This is a genomic window from Pseudoalteromonas sp. Angola-30 (genome assembly GCF_028599215.1).
GTDB lineage: Bacteria > Pseudomonadota > Gammaproteobacteria > Enterobacterales > Alteromonadaceae > Pseudoalteromonas > Pseudoalteromonas atlantica.
Genome location: NZ_JAQREI010000003.1, coordinates 122746 through 148621, shown reverse-complemented (window position 1 = coordinate 148621; position 25876 = coordinate 122746). Strand labels below are relative to the sequence as shown.

Below are 25876 nucleotides of genomic sequence, written 5' to 3'. Positions count from 1 at the left end.
ACCACCTGCGCATATTGCATCTACACTTATAGATGTAATATGTTGGAGGTGGTTTATGAACATATCTTGTTTTAACGCATTATTACTAAGTAGCTGCTTATATTTAAGCGCATGTAACACCACGGTGCGTGAACCACCACCGCTTGCCCTTGCAAACCATCCAACATTTAACCGTATTAACGTTGAAACCGAGCAAGACATATTTAAGCTCGACAAAACAATCACTTCCCAACTTGATGCCCACTTAACCAGTAAGCGCAGCGCGCATTACTTAGCGAACAGTATTTTAAGTTTTTTATTAAAAAACGGCGATAACTCATTAACCTATCAAAGTGGCGCCACATTGAGTGCATCGCAAACCTACGCTAATTTAAATGCTAATTGCCTGTCGTTATCGATATTAGCGTATAGCTTAGCCGATTATTTAGGTATAAAAGCGCGCTTTCAAAAGGTTCATATTCCTGAATATTGGGCAATGAATAAAGGGGTTAATTTACTGACAGGGCATATTAATTTATCAATTGACAATGCGCTTATGCAAACAATACCAGCCACAATGGTTTATCAACGTGATAAACAGTTAACCATAGACTTCGACCCGAATATAAGAAAACAACGCTTTAAAACCAGCCCAATAAGCAAAGAGTTTGTTACGGCTATGTTTTATAACAATAAAGGCGCTCAAGCTTTAGTAAATAAAAATTATAATTTAGCTTATAGCTACTTTAGTGCCGCCGTTGAAGCCGCCCCATTATACAGTGGTGGCTGGGGAAATTTAGGTATTGTATTTAGGCAGCTTAATTATTTAAAAGAAGCTGAACAGGCATATAACTATGCATTATTGCTTGATAAAAATAACCATACTGCCATAGGTAATCTCGCTGTGCTGTACACCTTAAGTAACCGCGCTAAACAAGGTCAGCAAATGCTAAAACAGCTCAATAAAAAGCGCCAAGCTAACCCGTATTACCATATATCATTGGGTAATAGTGAACTGGTACTTAAAAATTACTCTCAAGCGATTAAGCATTTTAAAAGCGCTTATAAAATTGACGCTAAGTTACACGAAAGCCACTTTGGCCTTGCGCGAGCATATTATTTTACCGGCAATATAAAGCAGGCAACACATTATATGCGTTTAGCGGGTATAAACGCCGAGTTTAACTATGACAAAGCCCGCTATCGTAATAAATTAAAAGCATTAAAAAATGCCACAGCTTCACTTAGTCATTAGCTGTTGTACGTAGTGCTCTTTTTGGGCCCTACTTAATTTTTTAATTTGCCACTCTAACTTACTGGCTTCGCTTTTTGAGCCCACCTTTTGTTGATGAATTAAAACTAAAGGGCCTTTGCCTTTTAAGTTTTTTGCGCCTTTACCCGCTTGATGCGTGGCTAAGCGCTTATCAACATTGGTTGTTATACCCGTATACCAGTGGCCTAAACGCGTTTGCACTATATACAAATACCACGTTGAGGGTACTTTGTGTGCTTTGCTTATATTTATACTTAAACTTTTTTGTTTGTTTGTGGTCAAAACGTTGCCCTAACCCTCGTAACTAAAAACAATTTCTTAAAAGGGTTTTACCTTCAGTGACTAATCGGTATCATGCAGATTATAAAAAATAAGGATCACAACTAACAATGCAGTCGTTAAAAACTTTTTCTCTTTGGCTTATCGTTGCTCTCACATTCAGCTCTTTAGCCGGTTGTTCTAGCTGGGTATATAGAATCAATATCCCACAGGGTAACTTTTTAGAGCAATCAGATGTAGATAAGCTTCGTGTAAACATGACACGAGAGCAAGTTATTTATGTATTAGGTCGTCCAATAGCAGAAGATGCGTTTGATAATAGTACCTGGCGTTATGTGTACAGCTTTAACAAAGGCCGCGATAATGAGCAGCATAAAGAGTTGCTGGTTAAATTTGAAAATGATCAACTAGTTGCTGTTTCGGGTGATTATGATCAACCAGAAAACTTTGATACTCCGCTAGAGCAGTAAACGCTTTAGTTATTAAAAAAAAGGTGAGCATAGCTCACCTTTTTTATTTACTACATTAATAACCTTTATAAAGGACGCCCACCGGTAACTTTATTTGCTCGACCTTCCTCTTTTGCTTTTTCAGCACGCTTTCTTCGAGCATCTTTAGGGTCTGCAATTAGTGGACGATAAATTTCTATTCTGTCGCCATCTTTTAATTCGTAATGCGCTTTTACTGTTCTATTCCATACACCTAAAGTAAGCGCAGTTGGGTCTATTTCAGGGCACTTTTCAATGATCCCCGATTGAATAACAGCTTGTTCGGCTGTGGTTCCTTGCGCTACTTCCACTGTTAATGTGGTTGCTTTAGTCGGTAATGCAAAAACTATCTCAATGCTAATCATTATCTTGCTCCGTATACATCTTTTGCACGTTGCGTGAATGCACTAACCATATTTTTAGCTACATCATTAAATATTTTACCAAACGCCAATTCTATAAGCTTGCTAGAGAATTCAAATTCAAGCTTAAGCTCAACTTTACAGGCTTTTTTATCTAACGCTTGAAAATGCCAACGCCCTTTAAGAGTTTTAAATGGGCCATCAACCAGCCTTAATTGCACGGTTTGCTCGTCAATAAAGGTGTTTTCAGTGGTAAACCACTTTTTTATACCCGCCTTGGATATTTCTAAACTCGCGGTCATGTTATTATTGTGCTGCGAAACGATTTTAGAGTCTGAGCAATTAGGTAAAAACTGCGGATAAGCTTCTACATCATTAACTAGGTCAAACATCTCTTTAGTGCTGTACATAACCAGCGCACTTTTTTCTATTTGTGGCATACTCACTCCCAACTGTGTGGGCGAATTTTAGCAAGCTTTGCGCGTTTCCCCAAATTTTCATGGTCTTAAGTTCACCAGATTATTTTAAAGGCACATATAAAAAATCGATGTAAAACATCTCTTAATACGTATATTATAGGGCACTATGGCTAAGAACAAATCATCAAAATCGAACAGTAATACCATCGCGCTTAACAAAAAAGCGCGTCATGAGTATTTTTTACACGACAAGTTTGAAGCAGGTGTTGAACTACAGGGCTGGGAAGTAAAAAGTATCCGAGCTGGTAAGGTAAACATCTCAGAAACTTATATTCATCTTAAAAATGGCGAAGCTTTTTTATTAGGCAGTCAAATTCAGCCTTTAAATAGCGCCTCGACTCATGTTATTTGCGATCCAATGCGATACCGTAAACTGCTATTAAGCCGCAAAGAGCTTGATAGATTAGTCGGTGCCACTGAACGAGATGGCTACTCACTTGTTGCCACTGCCATGTATTGGAAAAAATGTTGGGTGAAACTTGAATTTCACTTAGCAAAAGGTAAAAAAATGCATGACAAACGTGAAGACGGCAAAAATAAAGATTGGTCGCGTGAGAAAGAACGCCTCATGAAACATAAAGTATAAACACAACGCCTAATTTATTTAGGCGTTTTTTTTAATTTCTCACCGGTTAAATATAAAACAACCTGATCAAATTCCCCTCAGCTTTATTTAATTCATCCCTGTGCATGATATAAATAAATTATTACACTTTATTTATTTTTTTAATTTCTTTAGATGCCTGTCCATTTTAGTGCGCAAATTTTATGGTACAAAGCGAGTAATTTAGCCTTGTCTATCCTTTTTCGTTGTTTCTATTATTGAATATTTTTCCCTCAATACTCTACAAAAACTCATACTAAAATCGCAAAGGGTGTAGATTGATAACACTTAAGTTACATGGTATTAATGTCACCGCTTGTTAAGCAACTAAATTTATAACATATCAACAAGGACTTAAGGATGAAGCAATCAATTGCATTTACACCTAGCATAATTGCAGGTGCTACAATCGCACTTTCAGCAGGGTTTACAACAACAGCTTATGCTGCTGAAGAAGCAAAAAAAGTAGAACGCATTGAAGTAACAGGTTCGCGCATAAAACGCACCGATATCGAAGGGCCTTCGCCAGTACAATCTATTGGCAGAGCAGATATCGAAAACATGGGTTACGATAACCTTCAACAACTCCTCGAAAGAATGCCTGTGGCAGGCAGCGGTACTTTCTCAACACGCGGCAACAACCAAGATTCAACTGCAAATGGATCTGCCGCGGTCAGCCTACGTGGTTTAGGTGCTGATGCTACATTGGTACTAATCAACGGCCGCCGTGTGGCTATTAGTGCCTTTGCCGAAGGTATAACAAACTCATTTGTCGATATTAATAGTATTCCGGTATCGGCGATTGAACGCATTGATATTTTAAAAGATGGCGCATCAGCAATTTATGGCTCTGATGCAGTAGCGGGCGTAGTCAACGTTATTTTGAAAAAAGACATAGATGGCGTTGAACTAAACTTAGGCTACGGTGGTACCGATGGCCCTAATTACGAAGAAACAACAGCAAGTTTAGTATGGGGTACAACTAGCGAAAAAAGCAGCGCCTCAATTATTATTGATTACTTTAAAAACACCTCGCTTTCGTCAGATGAAATGGGCAGCTTAGGCACCGCTAATCAATCGCCTTATGGCGGCGAAGACTTTCGCTCTTCTCGTGGCTTTCCAGGCTACTTTTATGTTGATGGTGTAAAAACAATTGACCCAGATTGCCCTGCAGAAAACGCCACATCAAGCGGTAGTTGTTTATTTGATTACGGCCCATTTGGCTACATCGCCCCTGAGTCTGAGCGCGTAGGTGCTATTTCTCAATTTGAATACAATTTTGATAATGGTATTACCGGCTTTTTAGAAATGGCAGTGCAGCATAATACCTCAGTTGCAGCCGGTGCCCCTACTCCACTAGATGAAGATGCAGGTTTAACAGTACCCGCTAGCCACCCTAACAACCCGTTTGGTGAAGATATTCAAATTGGCCGTTACCGTACGGTTGATGCAGGCGCTCGCCAATGGGATATTGAATCAGACACACTTCGCTTTGTAGCTGGCCTAAGAGGCGAAATTAAGGAATGGAGCTGGGAAGCTGCAGTTCAAAAAGGCCGTAGTAAATCACTTCAAACAGGCGATCGCTCGCAAGGTTGGGTTCGCACCGACTTTTTACAACAAGAAATTGATGCCGGTAACTACAACCCATTTGGTGGCACCTATAACAGCCCAGAAGTCATTGACAGAATTACCACAAGCTTAGTTCGCCGCGGTGAGTCTCATATGACCTCATTCGACGCTAACATCTCTGGTGAAGCATTTAGCTTTGGTGATGATGTGGTTATGATGGCCGCGGGTATTGAATACCGTGAAGAAGATGTAACCGATACACCGGATGACCAATTTCAGCGCGGTTTAATTTTTGGTACTGAGTCTGTGTCTGCTGCAGCAGAGCGCGACCAATACGCAGCCTATGTGGAATTTTCAATCCCACTTGCTGAAAACCTAGAGCTACAACTCGCTGGCCGTTACGATGATTACAGCGACTTTGGTAATACAACAAACCCTAAAGTCGCTTTACGTTGGGCACCTACCGACGAAATAACCATTCGTGGTTCGTGGGCACAAGGGTTTAGAGCGCCATCGCTTGCACAAGTAGGTTTAGGTCCATCACAAGAAAGTCAGTTTTTTGTAGATACTTATCGCTGTGAAGCAACTGGCCTTGATTGTGACGCGCTAGATTACAACATTGAATTTGCTGGTAACCCTGACTTAGAAGCCGAAGAGTCAGAATCATGGAACGTTGGCTTTATTTGGGCACCTTCTGCTGAGTTTGGTTTAAGCGTAGATGTGTGGAGTATTACCCAAGATAATAAAATTGATGAACAAGAATTTGGCCCAATTTATAACTCTGAGTGTAATAACCAAGATAGCACGGTGTGTGTACGCTTAGCACCTAGTGGTGGTAATAGCTTAGGCACCATTCAAAAAATATACAGCACCTTTGAAAACGTCTCTTCGCAAGAAGTGTCAGGTGTTGATTTATCAGCAAATTACAACCATTCGCTGGATGATTTAGGCTTGCTTAAATTTAACTTAGAATGGGCGTACCAAAACAAGTTTGAAAAAGACGGCCGCGATTACACGGGTGAATACAATTACCCAGAGCACCGCTGGATTTTCTCTACTAACTGGGAAATTGGACAATTTAATACCAACGTAAATATTAGCTACGTAGGCGAGTTTGAAGATACCCCAGATATAGACTTTGACGGTAACTTAGACTTTGATAGCAATACATCGCGTATGGTTGACTCGCAAGCACTGGTAGATTTACAAACATCTTACCGTGTAAGTGATGCAACTAAAGTGTCGCTTGGTGTAAATAACGTATTTGACGAAGAGCCACCATTTGCCATTGGTGATGGCGATGCCGACCTTTACGGGTATGCATCGGGTGTACACAACCCACGAGGTCGTTACTTCTACACTAAAGTAACCTTCTCGTTTTAATTTAATATAGCCCATTATTAAATGGGCTATGCTAAAAACAAAAAAACCGCCATATGGCGGTTTTTTTTATTAAAACGTAGGGGCTAAATTATAGCTCGCCTTCGTTTTCAGATAGGAACTTAGCAACACCTTCAGGGCTTGCGTCCATACCTTTTTTACCTTCTTCCCAACCAGCAGGACATACTTCGCCGTTTTCGCTGTGAAATGCTAGCGCGTCAACCATGCGGATCATTTCGTCGATGTTACGACCAAGTGGTAAGTCGTTCACTACTTGGTGACGTACGTTACCTTCCTCATCGATTAGGAAAGAGCCACGAAATGCAACGCCCGCTTCAGGGTGCTCAACGTCGTATGCTTTACAAATTTCGTGCTTAACGTCTGCAACTAGTGCGTATTGAACTTTACCAATACCGCCGTCTGCTACAGCAGTGTTACGCCATGCGTTGTGTGAGAATTGTGAATCGATAGAAACACCAATTACTTCTACGCCACGCTTTTGGAATTCTTCGTAACGCTTATCAAATGCGATAAGTTCTGAAGGACATACAAACGTGAAATCTAGTGGGTAAAAGAAGATTACTGCTTTTTTACCTTTAATTGTTTCATGAAGGTTATAGCTATCTACAATTTCACCATTACCTAGTACAGCTGCAGCGGTAAAGTCTGGTGCCTGGCGGCCTACTAATACACCCATTTTATTCTCCAAATATTTTGAGTTTGTTGTCGATTGCATACGCAATGCTGATACTTATATGGGCGCTAAAAATAAAAAAACAATAGCGCCAACACATAATTACGTGGCATTTTAAATTTAATAAGGAAAAAAGAACAATCGTATTTAGCGATGTGCACAATCGAAAATACCGAACAGATATTAAAACTTTATTACGCCTATAAAAAAACCTGCATTTGCAGGTTTTAAAAATGGGTTAATCCATGATATCGGAAGGCATATCGCCTTTAATATTTTGCCAGATTTCACCGGTTTGATGGCCAAACTTACGCATCATTGAAATCGCGCCATCATGCTCACGGTTTTCAGCCAATACTGTTAGGTCTTTATAAAATTGACGTGCTAACTGGCGAGTGCCTGCGTCTGAGAAATAATGACAACCAATTTTAAAGTAAAACCCTCTAAAACCGTTAAGTATAAGTACGTATATGCGGTTATTACCAGCGACAGCTAATTCGTGGTGTACTTTGTAATCGTAATCTGCAAAAGCTTGCGCAGTGTCTTCAAGTTCATCGCTTTTTGATAAAATCTCAATAACACGCTCAGGGTTAAGCTTTATCGCTGCACGGGTATAAATAGCACTAATATTAGTACGTGCAGATAATAACTGATCGGTCAGCTCTGGCATTTTGTCTTCATCTAAGCGCGCCAGCGTTTCGAGTATGTTTAAACCCGATGTTTCCCAAAAGTTATTCACTCTGGTTGGCTTGCCGTGCTGAATAGTTAGCCAGCCATCGCGTGCTAAACGTTGCAGTACTTCACGTAAGGTTGTTCTGGTTACACCAATTAACTCAGAAAGCTCACGCTCTGCAGGTAGAATTGAACCTGGAGGGAAATCGCCGTTCCAGATAGATTCAACTATATACTCTTCAGCAAATCCTGCTGGGCTTTTAGCTTTAAAAATTCTCATTCAATTCCCACTCGAATTAATCACAACTCATCGTTTTATACGAATAACTGACAGATTGTACCAGATGAAATATAACTAACAAGTAAACTCGTTGATATAAGTGCCAACCAACCGCTGAAAATTTCGCAATAGTAAATAATAAAATTCAACATGCTTAAATTAGGCCTAATTCGCTAAATAAATTAACCCTATTCATAGTAGGTACATTAATACTATTGCTGTTTTTGCTTCACCATTGCATTACTACAATAATTCCCGTGTGCGGCAGCAAGTACATTCAAAATATTGCATACAGCAGAGCCTGTTAACTGTAACGTTTAATCAAGCCTTTTTAGCGAACCAATCTTATATTACATGTTTACTTAGCAAAAAAGCTTAACCTTTCCCTAAATAGGATTGCCCATAACCGCTTATTAATTTCATCTTAAAAAAAGCCACTTCGGTAGCTTTTTTACCCTTTTTGTTGCTCGTTACTTTATCCTAGTACATAATTCAACGTCTTATTTCAATGCGGATTTTTTATGAACTGGCTAGCACAACTCCCTACTCAACGTACTCCATGGCTACTATTTACAGGCATTGTATTTTTATTAGAAGTCACCGCACTGTTTTTTCAATACCAGATGGGCCTTGCTCCATGCATTATGTGTATTTACCAGCGAACTGCGGTATTAGGCTTATTAGGGGCAGGCATTATTGGCGCAACTAAACCACAAAGTAAATTAGTACGCGCTATCGCTTATTTAGTGTGGGATGTATCAAGTGTGTGGGGTTACTTTATTGCGCGTGAGCACATTGAAATGCAAACAACCACCGATCCCTTTGCGTTTAGCTGTGAGTTTGAGCCAAACTTTCCTTCATTTATGCCATTGCATGAATGGATCCCAAGCTTTTTTCAAGCCACAGGGGATTGCGGTAATATCGATTGGCAATTTGCGGGATTAAGTATGCCAGCATGGATGGAAATACTATTTGCGTTATTTACTATCACGCTTTTTGTAATTGTTACCACTCGCTTACTTACTAAAAAGACTATTTAATATGTTTACGTTTTTTACCAGTCAGCTGCCTGAACTAAAGCACCTTAAAGTGAGGCAGCGACAAGCCGTTGTTGCTATTGCGCTAAGTATGCTACCTGCTACCGATAGAGTGTTATTAAGAATAGTAAAGCTGATATTGCTCAGCCCATTGTTTTTATTATTTACTGTTTTTAAAGGGTGGGAACTCATTCCCTTTTTAATTTTAGGTGGCCTGTGTTACCCGCTTTTAACCACCCCGATTGAAATAAACTTCGCTAAAAAATATTTAGCCAAAGCACTTGAGCAGTATTCACAGGGCGCTTAGCGCCCTGCCTATTATAAAGACACTTTTCCTTCTAGTTTAGCTACAAGCTTTTTACCTATTCCTTTTACGTTAGCTAAATCGCTCAGCTGGGCAAATTCGCCATTTTCAACCCTGTAATCAACAATAGCCTGCGCTTTTTTCTTACCAATTCCAGGCAACTTGGCCAGCATTTCTGAGTCGGCACTATTAATATTAATAACTGGCGCTTGCGGCATTTCAACCATAGGCTTATCTTCAACAGGGTTAGCGTGGGTAAACGCGCTAAAGCTTAAAAAGCTAATAATAAGTAGCGTTAATAGATTTTTCATTTGTTATTCCTTATTTTTGTTTATACCAAAGCGTTATAGTTAAACTGCTAATTTGGCTTTAAACATGTGCTTAATTTTTATTTGAGGAAATAATGTTAAATAAGGAGCAACGCGCATCACTTATATTATTTCCAGTGCATAATCACCTAAATCCGAAAACCTAAAATGCAGCTGGTACAACAAGTGATTGCTTAACTAAAGTAAAGTTACGCTTTTTTGTCAAATTGATGACAAGCTAAAAATGCACCGAATGCTTGCAATTTTACACACAAACATTTACTGTATATAAAAACAGTGACCTACAGGTCAGTAACCACATTACCACGCAATCAAGCAGGAGAGATCATGGCTGTTGTTGTTAAATATGTTGTAGAACGAAACGGAGTTGAGCGAATGACGTTTACTACTAAAAAAGAAGCGGATGCCTATGACAAAATGCTCGATATAGCAGAATCGCTTGAAGTAATGCTGGAAAAAGTAGATGTGCCACTGAGCGAGCAACAGGTTGAATCGCTTGCGCTTGAAATTGCAAAGAGTAAAGATGACTTTATGGCGGTGTTAAAAGGCGCAAAAGAACCCACAACAAAAAGTACAGCTAAAGCTAAAAAAGCCGACAACGTAGCATCAATAAAAGATAACGACGAACAACAAGCTAGCTAATTTGTGACTATTTTAAATAAAGGGCTGCTACTAAATAGCAGCCCTTTTTTATTAATTTTTGAACAGTTACAAATTTTTTCTGGCTTTTTAGACTGAAATTGATACATTAATCCGGTTAATAGCGAGTGTTTATGTGCCATGTCAGTATTTATTAAGTCTTTTTACCAAAAATTTTTCCCAGCCCGTCAGTTGCTTATTCGTCAAAATGGCGAAGTTAAGCATGTTGTTTTGGCACCTTGGTTTCAGCTTTTTACAGTACTGCTTATTTTAGGCACTATTACTTGGGTCGGTATTTCTAGTTTTCGTGTTTATAGCCAAACAAATAAAATTACCGACATAGAACAAAGCCAAATTGACAAACAACAAGCGTGGCAAAAACAGGTCCAAGAACAAAAAGCACTGCACGCTAAGCAATTAGAACAACTTGCTGTACTAGAGCAAAAGCAAGCACTTTTGCAAGGTATGATTGAATCCCTCCCCGCATCTATTAGTAAAGAGACAATAAAACTAGAAGAACAACTTGAGTCGCCTGTTAATCAAGACAAAGGCGAGTTTCATGAACCACTTGTAGATGAAGAGCCGAAAGACAAACATGCGAGCCTTCTAACGCCAATCACTTTTGCCGCACGTTACGAGCGCTTAAATAAATACTACGAGCACAATTTTGCGCTTATTGATGCGCAAATTAATAAACGCCATGATGCAATTTTAGCGATGTTAAAAGGCGCAGGCTTAGAATCAGCCCTTGAACAACATTTAGCACTGGGCGCACAAACCAGTGCGCAAGGTGGCCCGTTAGATGTATTTGACGAAACTAAAATACCAGGGCAGTTTTTAGCCATTGTTGATAAGCTATTATTACTTAACAACCTTGAAAACTTTTTAACAGAGCTGCCTAACTCACTGCCCTTGCCTGCGGCTAAATACTATATTTCGAGCAACTTTGGGTTACGTAAAGATCCGATGAACAACCGCCGCGCTTTTCACAAAGGTGTTGATTTAGCCGGCTGGCATAAAACCGAAATTTTTGCCCCTGCTGATGCACGTGTATTGCGCGCTGGTAAAAATGGCGGCTATGGTAACTTTATCGAGCTAGAGCACAAAAATGGCTTGGTCACCCGTTTTGGCCACTTAAATAAAATTAAAGTGAAAAAAGGCCAAACAATTGCTAAAAATGAGGTAATTGGATTAATGGGCAGTACTGGCAGAAGTACCAGCACCCACTTACACTATGAAGTGTTACTCGATGGCAAACATGTCAATCCTCTAAAAATAACAAAGGCGCTTTCTCGTGTTCGGTAAAAAAAAGCAACCAAGTAGTCAAACTACGTTAAAAAGAGTAAATCATACCCCTTCTATTATTTCTGAAGATGTGCGCTTAACTGGCACACTTACAAGCCAGGGCGAAGTGCAGCTAGATGGCCGAATTGATGGCGATATAAAGGCAGAGCACTTGGTAATTGGCTCTACCGGCATTGTTGAAGGTGTGGTTGAAGCTAAAAGTGTAATTGTAAAAGGCAAAATTATTGGCTCACTAAACGCAAGTGAAGTGAATATTCAAAGCAGTGCTCACGTACATGGCGATGTTTTTCACGATACACTAAGTATTGATGCGGGAGCCATTATTGAAGGCAGCTTAAAACAGCGCTTTGAAAAAGAAGAACCGGAACTTATTAGCGAAGATTTAAAGCCGGCTAAAGAAGTAAAAACTTTGCTTGATGATGCTGATAGCGACTTGTCGTTTGTTAATAAGCAAGCCGCTGATAAAGCCAAATCTAATTAAGCGCTCATTACTTTTTCTCGGTTATGTACATCGTAATATCTGCAGTGAACACCAGTTCATTGCGGGTATTGTAAAGCTTAACTGGCACCACTAAATCTTCTTTATCTACCCATTGGCGAGGCAAGTCGATTTCTGCAATAGCAGTTACATCGGTATCAACCTTTGCTAAATAGTGTACCGTCATTCCTTTTGGGATCCAGCGATGCGTTTTATAAGGCACGGTGGCATCTACCATTACACCAGCACACAGCTCAGCTAAGTTACATTGTGCAATAGCATGAATAGTCCCAATATGGTTATGCACACTACGGCGGTTTTTTACGACAGCGCTACAGTGCCCTTCTCTTAAATCGAGCACGTAAGGTTTCATTGAGCCAAAATACGGGGCTTTTATGCATACCGCTTTGCTAAACAACCAATTTCCAAAAGGTAAGCGTTTAAATTTAAGCCAGGTTTTTAAAAGGGCTGATTTATTACTCATTGTTATTTCCCATTTTGTGTTTATAAATTCAAACTAACACATCAGACCAGTTAAAAAAAGCGCAATTCACTGTGCTGTTAATCCTAATGTCATGAAATATTTATCACAATAAAGCGAGGCTCACTCATAAGCCCTTTCTTTTTTATAAGCGGGCACCTAAAATAGCCAGCAAAAGGAGACCTAATGCAAACACAGCCCGCTAAACCTAACTTAATTTTATTACTCATCTTAGCGTTACTCGTAATATTTTGCCCTATGGCAATTGATATTTATCTTCCCGCTTTTCCAACTATTGCCACGCAATTTAACGTAACCGAACAACAGGTTCAGCAAACGGTGGCTATTTTTATGCTTACTGTGGGTTTAGGGCAATTAATTGCAGGGCCGCTTGCTGATAAGTTTGGCCGAAAGCCGGTAGCGGTTGTAGGTGTTAGCTTATATGCAGGCTCAGCCTTACTTGCCTACATGGCACCCTCTTTTGCTGTATTAATGTTTGCACGCGCTCTGCAAGGGTTAGGTGCATGTGCTACGTTTGTTGTTGCTTTTGCCATTGTACGTGATAAATACGGCAGCGAACGCAGCGGGCAGATGATTACCTATTTAAATGGAATAGTGTGTTTTATTCCTGCGCTTGCGCCTATTTTAGGTGCTTGGCTTACCGTGCAATTTGGCTGGCGCATGAACTTTATGTTTTTAACCTTATTTGCGTTAGCGGGCCTAGTCATTACGCTCACCTTATTTAGAGAAACCCGCCCTGCTGATAGTCACTACCAAGGGCATATATTGGACTTACGCCGCTTTGTGCCAATATTAAAAACACCGATATTTTTATTTAATAGCTTACTGTGTATGGTCGCCATGTCGGCGATTCTTGTGTATGTCACCTTGGCACCTGGGTGGATAATTACGCACTTAGGGGGCACCGTTGCCGACTTTACTTTTTGGTTTACGCTCAATGCCGTATTAAGTATTGTAGCCAGCTTTATTACGCCCATTTATATTAAACGTAATAGCCAAAAAGCCCTGCGTGTTGGGGTTACAGTATTGGTGGCCTCTGGCATATTAATGATTGCACTTAGTCATATAGAATCGGCCATTGCGCTTATGCTACCTATTTTAATTGCAGCACTTGGCTTTGCCCTGAGCTTAGGCTCTGCGGCTGGTATGGCGTTATCGCGCTTTCCAAAACAAGCCGGTACAGCCTCTGCTTTAATTGGTGCTATGCAAATGAGTGGCGCTAGTGTGCTTGTGTTTTTAACGCAATATTTAGGCCTTAGCACACCTTGGCTAATTGCTTTTCATTTATTATTACTGGCACCACTTTGGCTAATTTTAATGAGTAAAAAAGCCCATACATTGCACCCGGTTAATACATGATCAACCCTGATTTTTTAGCATCATTTTTACTGGCGAGCTTTTTAATGGCGGTGGCCCCTGGGCCATCAAACGCATTTTTAATGGCGCAAACATTTGCCAATGGCAGAGCGGCAGGTATGCAAAGCGCATTTGGCTTTGCTTTAGGTGGAGTAATACACACATTTTTTGCTGTTATTGGATTAAGCGCGGTGTTAAAAGCCTCGCCTACCGCTTATAGCGCAGTTCAGTACTTAGGAGCGGCGTATTTGTGCTATTTAGGGTTTGTGATGATTAAAAGCACTTTTTCGCAGCAAAATACCGTGGATTGCGCTAGTGATGATAAGCCTCATGTAAGCACCAGTAAAAAGCCAAATGTCATGTTTCAAGCCATGATGACCGAGGTATTAAACCCTAAAGTAGCGTTATTTTTTATTGCTTTTATCCCGCAGTTTGTAGACCCAAGCTTATCATCGGCAACGTTTCAATTAGCATTTTTTGGCCTGCTCTACCCTATTTTTGCTTTCCCAATTGACTGTACGTATATTTACTTTGGCGACAAAATAGCGCAATTTTTCAAAAAATACCCACATAGCCAGCTTTGGATAGACCGAGTGACCGGCATGGTATTTATTGCACTGGCCATTAATTTATTATACTAATTACACTAAATTGGTATTACTTAACCAAAGCCTTGGTTACTCAACAAAATAAGATGCAGCATGGAACAAAAAAAACAATTGCTACCCGCTAATAAAAATATTGCCTTAGTTGCGCATGATGGTAAAAAAGCCGCGCTTAAATTATGGTGCGAAAAACACAAAGAAGCCTTAAGCAGACACACCTTATACGGTACTGGCACCACAGGCCATTTAATCGAAAAAACCACCGGGCTAGAGGTTATTCAGCTATTAAGTGGTCCTATGGGGGGCGATCAACAGCTAGGAGCTAAAATTGCCGAGCACGAAATTCATGTATTGGTGTTTTTTTGGGATCCGTTGGCATCACAACCACACGACCCTGATGTTAAAGCATTACTGCGTTTAGCTGCTGTTTGGAATATTCCTGTGGCCTGTAATGAAGTCAGCGCCGACATGTTATTAAGCTCGCCCTTAATGGACACTGAGCTTGAACGTACTTTGCCAGATTACGAAAAATACCTCGCAACCCGACAAATCAGTCTTTAAAGCCTTTTAAGCTACTTATAAAGCATGCTGGCCCATTTTGTTAGGCCAGCCGTTACACTACCAAAGTGATCGCCATTCAGCATTTTAATATCACCTAAATGCTCACTTAACGCGGCTTTAATAAGTGGTGACTGCGCACTCCCCCCTGTTAAATAAATAACGTCTGGGGTGGTTCCTGCATCGGTAATTGCTTGTTTTGCTAACGTTACTATTTGGCTAATACTACTTTCTACTGCAACCGCTAAATCGCTAACCGATAGGTTTTTACTAAGGTCATTATCTAAAAAGCGAAGATCGCAATCAAAAGCATCTGCCGATGAAAGCGCTATTTTAGCCGCCTCACCTTGCTGTACTAACTGATGGCCCTGTTTATTTTGCTGTAGATGAATTAAGCGTTTGAAAAGCGCAGGTGCACTGACATCGCGTAATTGGGCAGTGAGTTCTCGATAGTGGCTTTCACTATAAAACTGACTTTGTAAATTTACATCATTAATTTTACAGGCTTGCCAAAAAGGTTGGTTTGGTAAAGGTAGGCCGGATTTAAAGGTACTGCCTAAACCAAGCAATGGCATTAAACCATGAAAACTAAGCGCTATATCTAAGTCATTCCCGCCAACTCGCTTACCGCTGTGGGCTAAAAAGTCACTATCGCGGTCACTGTTACCTCTAAAGCTTGGCCCCATTTGTACAAACGAGCAATCGCTGGTACCACCGCCAATATCAATAACCAGCACTTTTTGGTCTTCCACTAAACTACTTTCGTAATCAATCCCTGCTGCAAGCGGTTCGTATAAAAACTCAACGTCTTTAAAGCCCGCACGCTTAGCTGCGCGCTCTAAAATACCTACAGCTTGCTGATTTGACTGCTCACCGCCAACAGCCTGAAAGTTAACTGGACGACCAATAACCGTTTGCGTCAATGGGGTTTTAAGTGAAAGCTCTGCGCGTTGCTTTATTTTTAAAATCATTGCGGTAGCAATATCTTCAAAAAAATTAATTTGCCCTTGCTTTAAGCCTGTGGCACCAAAAAATGATTTAGGTGATTTTACAAAGTAGCCTTCTTCAGGAAACTGCACATATTCACTAATGGCTTCACGGCCAATAAAAAGCGTTTCATCTGTAGGTTGTAAATCAAGATCTGACTTAATACGTGGGAGTGTATTTAATAAAGCTTGGCGCTGCGTTAAAAAGTCATGCTCGTGGGCAGTGCCTTTTAAATGCTTTGCCACAAAGTCGACAACTAATGCGCTATGGTGCGTATAAAGAGTAGAAGGTAAATAATGTTTTCCTTGCTCAAGTGGCACTAACTGTACTTCCTCTTGCTCCATAACACCCATGGCACAATTAGAACTACCGTAATCAAAACCTACAAACATACTTCACCATACATTAGAAAAAGGCCGCGCAATTTAGCATACTTTGCCAAAATTATAAACGCTAATGGCCCTCCCTCACCCTTAAAAAGCTCGCAAAACGTGGTAAGCCATGCTTTGTTAACCCATGGTACCGATACGTTACCGTGCTGCCTATAGCCGGAGGTGTTTGGCGCTGTTTATTACTAAAGCCCGTGCCTATTTTAAATATTTGCCCATGAGGTGTTTTTACTTTTAATGCACCTAACATACCGGTGTATTTTCCTTTACCCGGTAAATGTGCAATCACAACCGCTTCAGCATCAAGATAGGGCTTTAACTTTAATAATGTATTGCTGCGCCCGCTTTTATATTTAGCATTGGCTAAATGCAGCATCACCCCTTCAGCCCCTTGCTTAGTTAAATCTTCAAAGTACGCTGTTAATTGGGCTGTGCTAGTAAAGCGGTGTTGCTTAACTGCAGTTATATGCTGCTTATTGATTTGTTTTACCAAGGCTTGGTAGTTTTTATAACGCGCACTAAAAGGAAGGGTTGAGTCTGGCATATCAAATATTTGATAGCGTATAGCGTGCCAATCTGAATTACTGGGGCGTTTAGTTCTTACAATCCCACTGACCAAAGAAAACTGAGTGCGCGCTATCCACAGCTCCCCATCTAACCAAACATTTGGTAATGGCGCCGTAAACCAACTCGGGGCGTTAATCGCATTTCCTTTACGGGTAATAAATTTATCGCCCGTCCATATTGCTCTTACACCATCAAATTTTTCACTGACGAGGTATTCACTAATATTGCCATGTTTAGATTCATCATATACTTTTGCCAATAACACCTGAGGCTGCGCCGCAAAAACAAGCGATGAGCCAATTAAGCTGACAATGAAAAGTAAGTACTTTAGCTGAGCCATTACTGCATCCCTGCAAATAAAATAAGGCTATAACTATAGTTGAGATTCGACCCACTGCCAAAACTCACCTAGGTCAGCCATTTTGTACGTCGCCTTACTAAAGTCATGGTCAATTGTATGATGATTTGCAATCGCAACGACTCTAACCTGTGCATTAGTTGCAGCACAAACGCCCGTAAAGGTGTCCTCTACAGCAATTGCATGCTCTGGGTGTACATGTATGTGCTCAAGCGCTAAAAGATAAGGATCGCCTGCTGGTTTTGGATTTGTTACATCGTCTTTTGTCACTACAGTATCAAATAACTCATAAAAACCTAGCCCTTTTAAAATAGGCATGGCTTCGCTGCGAGCACTGCCGGTAACTAACGCCATTTTTAGCCCACTGTTTTTAACAGCGTGTAAGGTTTGCTCAGTAAAAGGCATAACAGGCGGTAAATTAGTTTTTACGTATTCACCAAATAATCGATATTTTTCATCTGCTAAAAACTGTGCACTGACGGCTAAATTATGCTCATTTTTAATATCAATTGCTGCTTCTAACGTTGGGCGCCCTGAAAAGCGCTGACAAAACTCCACTTCGTTATAACTTACATTATAGGGTGCAAGCAGCTGGCTCCAACACTCAAAGTGCATGCTTTCAGAGTCAACTAGCGTGCCATCCATATCAAACAATACTGCGTTTAAGCTCATCCTCATTCCTTAAATTTTAACGTTAAAAAAGGCGCCTAGGCGCCTTTATAATATTATGCTGTTAAGCCAGCAGGTGGCTCAGCAAATGCTTCTTCACCGGTTTCAACATCAACCAGTTCGTAGCCTCGGGCTTTACGCACAACTTTAAGTACTGGTTTTTCTAGCGCCGTTTTTAAACGATCGGCATCAGCTGCTAACTCATCTAGCGTTGTACCAAAAGGTGCTGCGCCTGTTTCTGACCAATTAGTTACTTTGCCATTTAAGTTATATTCTACTTCGTGTATTTGGTATTGCGCTGCTTCGTCTTTCGTTGCTTCACAAAAAATTACACGGTAGTTCCAAAATCCAGCCATTTTTCTATCTCATCAAAGTTAATTAACGCTACTTTACCAGCTTTATAAAAACATAAAAGCCTGCACAAGGCAGGCTTTTAAAAATTAATAAAATTTAAGGTTATCTTTAGAAGAAGTTAACTTTAAATTCAGCACCAATGTAGCGCTCTTCATTAACAATACCCGTATTGTTATTGAAGTCTACCGCACCAATTGCTTGTTGCTCATCAAATAAGTTACGAACAAATGCAGATACTTGGTACTCGTAGTCACCTTCAGCCCACTCGTAGCCTGCACGTAAACCTACTTCTGTTAATGCTTTACCTTCAAATTCTACTGAATCGTATAGGAACATGTTAATTTCGCTACGGTAAGAAATATCACCTAATGCGAAGAAATTACCATCTTCAAGTTCTTTCGTATAACGAAGGGTAAAGTTAGAGATCCACTCTGGCGCATGCGGTAAGCTGTTGCCATCTAGTACGGCTAAACCTGCATCGTTAATAGGGTCATTCACGATACATTGAGCACATACCGCTACAGCTAACTCATCATCTTTAATTTCAGTCTTGTTGTAACTTAAGTTAAATGTTGCATTAAACTCATCGCTTAATACCCATTCTGTATCTAGCTCAAAACCGTAGCCTGTTGTTTTATCAGCGTTAACTAGGCGGTTAAAGTTAGCACCACCACCTACAGCAGTAAGCTGTTGGTCATCCATTGTGTAGTAAAATACCGTTGCATTTACACGGCCTTGGCCGTCAAGAACGTCTGATTTAATACCGGTTTCGAATGAAGTTACGGTTTCTGACTCAGCTGTTGTTACGTCATCACCAAATAAAATACGACCTTGTAAGCTAGGCGCGCGGAACGTGTTTGCTACACGGCTGTACCAGTTTACATCGTCATTAACTTTGTAGTTTGCAGATAAATCCCAGCTCACGTGGCTGTCACTTACACTACGCTCTACGTATAAAGCACCACCGCCAATTGGGCTAATTGTACGGTCTGCAACAAAATCTTTTTCGTCATCAGAGTAACGAAGACCCGCAGTTACTTTTAACTTATCTGAGAAGATGTAATCTACAGAGCCGAAAATAGCCCATGCTGTTGTGTCTTGTTGTTGCTGAACATAACCGTTTAAAGCGCCAGCAGGTGAAGAGAACGTATCGTAACTAAAGTTTTCGATTGTAAGCTCTTCATCAAAGTAAAAAAGACCAACTTGGTAGTTTAAGTCACCGCTGAAGTTACTAGCAAGGCGAAGCTCTTGCGTTAACTGATCTTGCTCTGGAATACCATCCGCACTTTCTGAAGAAAACGGAATAAAACCTGGACCCATGTAATCAGGGATATAAGAAGCACCGTAACCGCCGTCAATATCTGCACGTGAGTATATTTCTGCACTTTCCCAACCTGAAATAGAGGTTAGCGTGTATTCATCGCTAATATCCCACTCAAGCTTTAAGCTTGCGCCTTCAGATTCAACTTGCTGGGTATTGCGTACAGCGGCATCTTGATAAACAACATCATGCTCGTAGTTGTCTACTAAATCGTTTGAGCCTGATTCAATAACGTTTGCACGAAACGCAATTGGTGAGCCGTCTAAGTCACGCGTGTGGTAGTTTAGAAGAGCAGTAAAGTCATCGCCTTCGTATAAAAACTGAATACGCGCTGCTTTTTCTGTGTAGCCGCCTTGCTCGTCTTTCGCTTCAAAGCCAGGCGCTTGGTTGTCGATGTAATCATCTTTATCTTGCCATAGCAAAGAAACACGTGCAGATAAACGGTCAGTTAATGCACCACCTACAGCGCCTTCTGTATCTACAGCGCCACGGCTACCGTAAGAAACAGCACCGTAACCTTCAAATTCTTGGCTTGGTTTAACAGTATCAAATTTAACTAGGCCAGCCGGCGTATTACGGCCAAACAAAGTACCTTGTGGACCACGTAGTACTTCTACACGCTCAACATCAAATACTGGAAAGCCTTTTAAAATGGCATTTTCTTGAACCACTTCATCAACAACTAATGAAACAGGTTGTGAAGCATTAAGATCGAAATCGGTATTACCCAGACCACGAACATAAAAACGAGGGAAAGAACGTCCAAACGATGATTCGATTGAAAGACTTGGGATTTTCGCACTCATAAAGCGAATATCCATACCAGCAGAACTATAAGCATCAAGGTTATCACCTTGTAATGCAGATACAGCAACAGGCACTTCTTGTGCATTTTCTACACGTTTACGAGCAGTAACTTGAATAACTTCTAATTGGTTATTTTTTTTTGCAGTTTCTTCTTCAGCAGCAAGAGTAGAAACAGAGGTACCAGCTGCAGATAATAAAGCAGCATTAATTATGGTCGCTATTGCAGTTTTTTTGATTGCTTTCATGTCGGGTATAAACCTTTTGTATGCACTCTTGTTCAACGGTTTTTTGTGTTGCGCAATGTATTCATTGCGGGCTCGTACAATTTTTCGCGTCTAGCTTTATGGCGCGCGGACCTCATCACCGAGAGTACAAAAACGGAGTAATGAGGCTGAACGAACGATGAAGATTATACCATCGTATTACAAATTTACTGCATAAATATGTACAAAAAAGTAAACTTTTTTGCAACATTTAACCTCATTTTATAGCTTTTTTACCCGCTTTTAGATGCAAAAGACTAACAATGCGGACATATGTCCTTTCTTTCAAAACCCACTTTAAAGTAGCAAACTGCGTATTTTTACAAATAAACCCAAACTAGAAACACCCAGTTAAAACCCGTTAATGCTTGCTAAATTTTAAAGGCTAAATTCATTGAGTGCGCTTTAACGCAATTTCTCCATCAATGTGAATATCGCGCTGTGGAAACGCAATCACCACATCGTGTTTTTCAAAAACAGCATAGATACTAAAACGGATATCACTACGTACTTTTCTGAGCATGGTTTCTGACTCTGCACAAACCCAAAAAATTGCATTAAACACCAGTGAGCTATCAGCAAAGTCGTCAAATAAAACAGAGGCTTTTGGATTTGTTAGTATCGCATCATGATCATCAAGTACTTGTTGAATTAACGTTTTAACTAACAATACATCGCTGCCATAAGCAACACCTACGCTAACCGAAGAGCGGGCATTACCGTCTATTAAGGTCCAGTTAGTCACTGTGTTTTCTAAAAGTTGCGAATTAGGGATTAACATATGCACACCATCGTTACGGCGAATGCGGGTAGAGCGCGTATTAATAGTTTCTACTACGCCCTTTGCATTACCTACTTCTAAAAAGTCCCCAATACGAATTGGCCGCTCCCACATTAAAATCCAGCCACTAATAAAGTTATTAATAATGTTTTGCGCACCAAACCCGACTCCAATGGCTATTGCCCCTGATACAAATGCAAAGGCCGTAAGTGGAATACTTAAAACCTCTAACGAGGTGAAAATTAATATTGCGATACTCAAAATAAAATAAATGCGCGTAAATAGATGAACCGCGTCTTGGCTGATTTTTTTTGCCAGCAGTGTTTTTTTAATAAGTTTGCCAATGCGCGTTACTACAAACCACATAGCAAATAAAATTAAAGGAACTTGTATAACCTTAGCCACAGTGATGTGTACGTCGTTATAGGTAAAAATAACCAAGCTGAGATAATGTTGAATGTGTTCGAGCGTCATGTATTTTCCAAAGTATTATTGATTGTTTGTTATTTGTTCAGTAAAAATGAGTGTGGTTCAGTCTTCGCTAAGCTTAGCACGGCATAATAGTGTTAAAACGCTAAGTTAATAGGTTTAACGTTTTTGTTTAAACAATTTATTAACTCTTTATTGCACCGAGTGCTATATAAATAGTGTACAAGCACTGGAGATTACATATGTCACAACTTACTCTAAATCAAAGACTCGCTACTTTGCAGCCGCAGGTAGATTTAAATTTGTTTGAAAGCAGCCTAGATTATCGCAATAAAATTTTGTGCCTTCTTGCTGAGCAAGAACAAACACTTGCTACTATTAATAAAGAATTTGGCCAGCAATCTAATAGCTTTGGTTCTGAAAAACGCTTTGTTCTTGGCTATAACTAGCCTTTTAAAAACACACACAATACAATATTTAAGTAGCCTTACGTTTATTTTTAAGGCTACTTTTACCTCCAAATCGCATTTTTAGTAGCTAATTTGCGTTTAAATCCCGCTTAATACCGATAAACTTTATTGTATAAACGCCAAAATTTGATAAGTTAACTGGGTTTTCGACTCGAAAAGCCTATTTCGGCTCATCTTTTTATGGAGTTATTATGCGTAAAACACTGATCGCCACTACTATTGCTAGTGCCCTAATCCTATCTGCTTGTTCATCTAACGAAACTCAGAACACAGCTAAAGAGAGCGCAGCACAAGTGCAAGATATGAACGCAAACAATGTATTATTCAAACCAAGCCCATTACAATACATGGCACCAGAGTTTGATAAGTTTGGTACAAAAGACTACGAAGCAGGCTTTGATGCAGGTATTGCTCAGCACACTGCGCAAGTTCAAGCAATTGCAAACAACCCAGAACCAGCAACATTTGAAAACACACTTGTTGAGATGGAAAAATCTGGTGAGTTGTTAAACCGCGTATCTGCTGCTTTTTACAACCTATCGGGTTTAATTTCAGATGACGAATACCAACGTATAAGCAAAAAAATGGCGCCGGTATTATCTGCTCACTCTGATGACATTTACCTAAATGGTGCGTTATTTAAGCGTGTACAAACTATTTACGACAATAAAGATGCGCTTAAAGCTGAAGATCAACGCTTAGTTGATTTCTACTACAAGCAATTTGTAAAAGCCGGTGCTAAGTTAAGTGATGCTGAAAAAGCAAAAATGCGTGAAATAAACGCTCAGCTTGCAGAGCTATCTACTGCGTTCTCTCAAAACATTTTAAAATCGTTTAAAGAAGACGTTATTGTTGTTACAGACAAATCTAAACTTGCTGGCCTATCTGAAGGTGAAATTGCAGGCCTTGCAGCCGCAGCTAAAAAAGCAGGCAAAGACGGCTACATGATCACCCTGGTTAATACCACTCAGCAGCCTATCTTATCAAGCCTTGAAAACCGTGAGCTACGCGAGCAAATTTTTAAAGCCTCTACAAACCGTGCCGCTAAAACTAACGGCCCTATCATTATTGAAGAAACTAACCTGCGTGCACAAAAAGCAGAGCTGTTAGGCTTTAAAGATTGGGCATCGTATGTAATGACTTCGCGTATGGCACAAACAACCGACAACGTGTACGGTATTTTAGATGACCTTGCACCAAAAGCTGTTAAAAAAGCCAAAGCAGAAGCGGCCGCTATCCAAAAAGTAATTAACGATTCTGGCGAAAGCTTTGAGCTTAAGCCATGGGACTGGGCGTTTTACGCAGAAAAAGTACGTGCTGAAAAGTACGACCTAGATCCTGCGCTAGTTAAGCCATACTTTGAAATGAACTCTGTGATCCATGATGGTTTATTCTTCGCAATGAACAAGCTTTACGGTATCACCTTTAAAGAGCGTAAAGACTTACCTGTTTACCACGAAGATGTAACAGCGTACGAAGTATTTAACGCAGACGGCAGCGCTATTGGTTTATTTTACATGGACCCATACGCACGTGAAGGTAAGCGTGGCGGTGCATGGATGAGTGCATACGTAAGCCAAAGCGGCTTAAAAGGCACTAAACCAGTTATTTACAACGCACAAAACATTCCAAAACCAGCTGAAGGTGAGCCAACGCTAATGACCTTCGACGAAGTATCGACTATGTTCCATGAATTTGGTCATGCTGCGCACGGTTTATTCTCAAATGTTAAATACCCAAGCCTAGCGGGTACTGCTACAGCACGTGACTTTGTTGAATTTCCTTCACAGGCACACGAAGACTGGATGATTGAACCTACCGTACTTGCTAACTACGCTAAGCATTACAAAACGGGTGAGCCAATTCCACAAGCATTACTTGATAAAGTACTAGCATCGCAAAAATTCAACCAAGGCTTTGGTACTACTGAATACTTAGCAGCTGCTTTACTTGATATGGAATGGCACTCATTTGGTTCTGATAAAAAAATCAGTGATGTTCAAAAGTTTGAAAGCGATGCGCTAAAAGCACACGGTATTGATTACTACCCAGTGCCACCGCGTTATAAATCAAACTACTTTAGCCATACTTTTGCCGGTGGTTACTCAGCAGGTTACTACGCCTACCTATGGACTGAAGTATTTGCAGCCGATGCGTTTGCACATATGGAAAATAACGGTGGCCTAACCCGTGAAAACGGTGACAAGTTCCGTGAAGAAATCCTATCAAAAGGTAACAGCCGAGACTTAATGCAAAGCTACATTGAGTTTAGAGGCCAAAAACCAACAACAGACGCACTTCTTAAGCGCCGTGGTTTAGTTGATTAATAACCTCGTTTATTAATTTTAACCTTATAAAAGCCCGCTTGCGGGCTTTTATTGTTTATAACAGATAAACTAGCCACACTATAAATTATAAAAAACGACAATTATGGGCTATTTATTTGCAGTTACCCTACTTTGGGCTTTTTCATTTAGTTTAATTGGTGTGTACCTAGCAGGCCAAGTTGATGCGTGGTTTAGCGTATTAATACGAGTTGCATTAGCCACATTGGTTTTTTTACCCTTTTTAAAACCTAAACTTACCTCAAAACCACTCGCACTTAAGCTAATGCTGATAGGCGCTGTGCAACTAGGTGTTATGTACAGCTTTTACTATCACTCCTTTTTATTTTTAAGCGTACCCGAAGTGTTGCTCTTTACCGTTATGACGCCGCTTTATATAACGCTTTTAAACGATGCACTTAATAAGCATTTTAACCCTCGCTTTTTTACAGTTGCGCTTATTGCCGTACTGGGCGCGGTAGCTATTCGCTGGGAAAGCCTCAATAGTCATTTCATCATCGGTTTATTACTGGTTCAAGGTGCCAATATTAGTTTTGCCACCGGACAAGTAACTTATAAACGTTTAATGGCCACTAATCAGTTGGATGACAAAACCGTATTTGGTTGGTTTTTTATTGGCGCCTTAGTGGTGGCGAGTGCTTGCTACGCTTTATTTGGCAATACAAGCAAATTACCGAGTACACCTACCCAGTGGGGTATTTTAATATATTTAGGTATTGTAGCCTCAGGCCTTGGTTACTTTTTATGGAACAAAGGGGCAACAAAAGTAAATGTGGGAGCATTAGCCGTTATGAACAACGTGCTTATTCCTGCCGGTATTATTGTTAACGTGCTTATATGGAATAAAAATGCCGACATTATGCGCTTAAGTATGGGGGGTGCAATTATGTTAGCGGCACTGGTAATTAATCAAATAGGGACAAATAAACAGAACGTCACATCCTTGTAGCTAATTTGTCATTGA

The 25876-nt window shown here is 40.3% G+C and carries 28 protein-coding genes; 15 read left to right on the top strand and 13 right to left on the bottom strand.

Annotation, left to right across the window (positions count from 1 at the left end):
- Positions 1–55: 55 nt before the first annotated feature.
- Entirely contained in the window at positions 56–1234 is a 1179-nt protein-coding gene (locus PSH54_RS05990) for a tetratricopeptide repeat protein (protein WP_121637161.1), read from the top strand.
- Here PSH54_RS05990 and PSH54_RS05985 read toward each other — a convergent pair.
- Positions 1220–1534 carry a GIY-YIG nuclease family protein gene (locus PSH54_RS05985; RefSeq protein WP_054982155.1) on the bottom strand — a complete coding sequence of 105 codons (315 nt, stop codon included), beginning with the start codon at positions 1532–1534 and terminating at the stop codon, positions 1220–1222. The genes PSH54_RS05990 and PSH54_RS05985 overlap by 15 nt on opposite strands.
- A 107-nt stretch (positions 1535–1641) precedes the next feature.
- Between PSH54_RS05985 and PSH54_RS05980 the strand changes: the two genes are divergently transcribed.
- Positions 1642–2001, top strand: a complete 360-nt coding sequence (locus PSH54_RS05980; protein ID WP_004587368.1) for an outer membrane protein assembly factor BamE — start codon at positions 1642–1644, stop codon at positions 1999–2001.
- Between the two features lie 65 nt (positions 2002–2066).
- Here PSH54_RS05980 and PSH54_RS05975 read toward each other — a convergent pair whose 3' ends face one another.
- Together PSH54_RS05975 and PSH54_RS05970 are read right to left on the bottom strand one after the other, a co-directional pair.
- Positions 2067–2384, bottom strand: a complete 318-nt coding sequence (locus PSH54_RS05975) for an RnfH family protein (RefSeq protein WP_273605706.1) — start codon at positions 2382–2384, stop codon at positions 2067–2069.
- On the bottom strand, positions 2384–2821 hold the full coding sequence (locus tag PSH54_RS05970; RefSeq protein ID WP_055253005.1) for a type II toxin-antitoxin system RatA family toxin: 438 nt from the start codon (positions 2819–2821) through the stop codon (positions 2384–2386). The genes PSH54_RS05975 and PSH54_RS05970 overlap by 1 nt, the downstream gene beginning before the upstream one ends.
- Before the next feature lie 145 nt (positions 2822–2966).
- Between PSH54_RS05970 and smpB the strand changes: the two genes are divergently transcribed.
- Positions 2967–3446, top strand: a complete 480-nt coding sequence (smpB, locus tag PSH54_RS05965) for an SsrA-binding protein SmpB (RefSeq protein WP_004587371.1) — start codon at positions 2967–2969, stop codon at positions 3444–3446.
- Positions 3447–3824: 378 nt separating this feature from the next.
- Complete coding sequence (locus PSH54_RS05960) at positions 3825–6416, top strand: TonB-dependent receptor (RefSeq protein ID WP_096042063.1); 2592 nt, start codon at positions 3825–3827, stop codon at positions 6414–6416.
- Positions 6417–6504: 88 nt separating this feature from the next.
- Here PSH54_RS05960 and PSH54_RS05955 read toward each other — a convergent pair whose 3' ends face one another.
- Both PSH54_RS05955 and fadR read right to left on the bottom strand, forming a co-directional pair.
- Positions 6505–7110 (bottom strand): peroxiredoxin, encoded by a 606-nt coding sequence (locus tag PSH54_RS05955; RefSeq protein ID WP_004587374.1) that lies wholly within the window; start codon positions 7108–7110, stop codon positions 6505–6507.
- 235 nt (positions 7111–7345) lie between these two features.
- Positions 7346–8059, bottom strand: coding sequence for a fatty acid metabolism transcriptional regulator FadR (gene fadR, locus PSH54_RS05950; RefSeq protein ID WP_004587375.1), 714 nt, complete (start codon positions 8057–8059; stop codon positions 7346–7348).
- Between the two features lie 521 nt (positions 8060–8580).
- On the opposite strand from fadR, the gene dsbB reads away from it, so the two are divergent.
- Both dsbB and PSH54_RS05940 read left to right on the top strand, forming a co-directional pair.
- A complete protein-coding gene (dsbB, locus tag PSH54_RS05945) occupies positions 8581–9099 on the top strand; it encodes a disulfide bond formation protein DsbB (protein ID WP_273605705.1) in 519 nt (172 codons plus the stop codon).
- Between the two features lies 1 nt (position 9100).
- Entirely contained in the window at positions 9101–9403 is a 303-nt protein-coding gene (locus tag PSH54_RS05940) for a DUF6170 family protein (protein WP_004587377.1), read from the top strand.
- A gap of 11 nt (positions 9404–9414) precedes the next feature.
- Here PSH54_RS05940 and PSH54_RS05935 read toward each other — a convergent pair whose 3' ends face one another.
- A complete protein-coding gene (locus PSH54_RS05935) occupies positions 9415–9711 on the bottom strand; it encodes a ComEA family DNA-binding protein (protein ID WP_004587378.1) in 297 nt (98 codons plus the stop codon).
- 345 nt (positions 9712–10056) lie between these two features.
- Here PSH54_RS05935 and PSH54_RS05930 point away from each other — a divergent pair, with 345 nt between their 5' ends.
- The 3 genes from PSH54_RS05930 (at position 10057) to PSH54_RS05920 (ending at position 12154) form a co-directional block, all read left to right on the top strand.
- Positions 10057–10371: a YebG family protein gene (locus tag PSH54_RS05930; protein ID WP_055253001.1), complete on the top strand. Its 315-nt coding sequence runs from the start codon at positions 10057–10059 to the stop codon at positions 10369–10371.
- 138 nt (positions 10372–10509) lie between these two features.
- Entirely contained in the window at positions 10510–11673 is a 1164-nt protein-coding gene (locus PSH54_RS05925) for a M23 family metallopeptidase (protein ID WP_029773431.1), read from the top strand.
- Positions 11663–12154: a bactofilin family protein gene (locus PSH54_RS05920; protein ID WP_004587381.1), complete on the top strand. Its 492-nt coding sequence runs from the start codon at positions 11663–11665 to the stop codon at positions 12152–12154. Before PSH54_RS05925 ends, PSH54_RS05920 begins: the two co-directional genes overlap by 11 nt.
- Before the next feature lie 7 nt (positions 12155–12161).
- On the opposite strand, the gene PSH54_RS05915 is transcribed toward PSH54_RS05920, so the two are convergent.
- On the bottom strand, positions 12162–12635 hold the full coding sequence (locus PSH54_RS05915; protein WP_029773430.1) for a hotdog fold domain-containing protein: 474 nt from the start codon (positions 12633–12635) through the stop codon (positions 12162–12164).
- 183 nt (positions 12636–12818) lie between these two features.
- On the opposite strand from PSH54_RS05915, the gene PSH54_RS05910 reads away from it, so the two are divergent.
- Genes PSH54_RS05910 through PSH54_RS05900 form a run of 3 tightly spaced genes read left to right on the top strand, consistent with a single transcriptional unit; the run spans position 12819 to position 15175 of the window.
- The gene (locus PSH54_RS05910; protein ID WP_055252998.1) at positions 12819–14012 is read left to right on the top strand and encodes a multidrug effflux MFS transporter; all 1194 of its coding nucleotides are present in this window, start codon (positions 12819–12821) and stop codon (positions 14010–14012) included.
- Positions 14009–14650, top strand: coding sequence for a LysE family translocator (locus PSH54_RS05905; protein ID WP_024034231.1), 642 nt, complete (start codon positions 14009–14011; stop codon positions 14648–14650). The genes PSH54_RS05910 and PSH54_RS05905 overlap by 4 nt, the downstream gene beginning before the upstream one ends.
- 60 nt (positions 14651–14710) lie before the next feature.
- Positions 14711–15175, top strand: a complete 465-nt coding sequence (locus PSH54_RS05900; protein ID WP_273605704.1) for a methylglyoxal synthase — start codon at positions 14711–14713, stop codon at positions 15173–15175.
- An 11-nt stretch (positions 15176–15186) separates the two neighbouring features.
- Here the strand turns inward: PSH54_RS05900 and yegD are convergent, their stop codons facing one another.
- The 6 genes from yegD to PSH54_RS05870 all read right to left on the bottom strand — a co-directional run bounded on the left by yegD (position 15187) and on the right by PSH54_RS05870 (position 22142).
- A complete protein-coding gene (gene yegD / locus PSH54_RS05895; RefSeq protein ID WP_273605703.1) occupies positions 15187–16551 on the bottom strand; it encodes a molecular chaperone in 1365 nt (454 codons plus the stop codon).
- 61 nt (positions 16552–16612) lie between these two features.
- On the bottom strand, positions 16613–17455 hold the full coding sequence (locus PSH54_RS05890) for a DNA ligase (protein ID WP_273605702.1): 843 nt from the start codon (positions 17453–17455) through the stop codon (positions 16613–16615).
- Positions 17456–17488: 33 nt separating this feature from the next.
- Positions 17489–18145 (bottom strand): HAD family hydrolase, encoded by a 657-nt coding sequence (locus tag PSH54_RS05885; RefSeq protein WP_273605701.1) that lies wholly within the window; start codon positions 18143–18145, stop codon positions 17489–17491.
- Between the two features lie 53 nt (positions 18146–18198).
- On the bottom strand, positions 18199–18498 hold the full coding sequence (locus PSH54_RS05880) for a hypothetical protein (protein ID WP_004587389.1): 300 nt from the start codon (positions 18496–18498) through the stop codon (positions 18199–18201).
- Positions 18499–18604: 106 nt separating this feature from the next.
- On the bottom strand, positions 18605–20869 hold the full coding sequence (locus PSH54_RS05875) for a TonB-dependent receptor (RefSeq protein WP_024034236.1): 2265 nt from the start codon (positions 20867–20869) through the stop codon (positions 18605–18607).
- A gap of 409 nt (positions 20870–21278) precedes the next feature.
- Positions 21279–22142: a mechanosensitive ion channel family protein gene (locus PSH54_RS05870; RefSeq protein WP_024034237.1), complete on the bottom strand. Its 864-nt coding sequence runs from the start codon at positions 22140–22142 to the stop codon at positions 21279–21281.
- 197 nt (positions 22143–22339) lie between these two features.
- Here PSH54_RS05870 and PSH54_RS05865 point away from each other — a divergent pair, with 197 nt between their 5' ends.
- The 3 genes from PSH54_RS05865 to PSH54_RS05855 all read left to right on the top strand — a co-directional run bounded on the left by PSH54_RS05865 (position 22340) and on the right by PSH54_RS05855 (position 25861).
- Positions 22340–22546: a hypothetical protein gene (locus PSH54_RS05865; protein WP_004587392.1), complete on the top strand. Its 207-nt coding sequence runs from the start codon at positions 22340–22342 to the stop codon at positions 22544–22546.
- 212 nt (positions 22547–22758) lie between these two features.
- Entirely contained in the window at positions 22759–24894 is a 2136-nt protein-coding gene (locus PSH54_RS05860) for a M3 family metallopeptidase (RefSeq protein WP_273605700.1), read from the top strand.
- 103 nt (positions 24895–24997) lie between these two features.
- Positions 24998–25861 (top strand): carboxylate/amino acid/amine transporter, encoded by an 864-nt coding sequence (locus PSH54_RS05855; RefSeq protein WP_273605699.1) that lies wholly within the window; start codon positions 24998–25000, stop codon positions 25859–25861.
- Positions 25862–25876 lie beyond the last annotated feature (15 nt).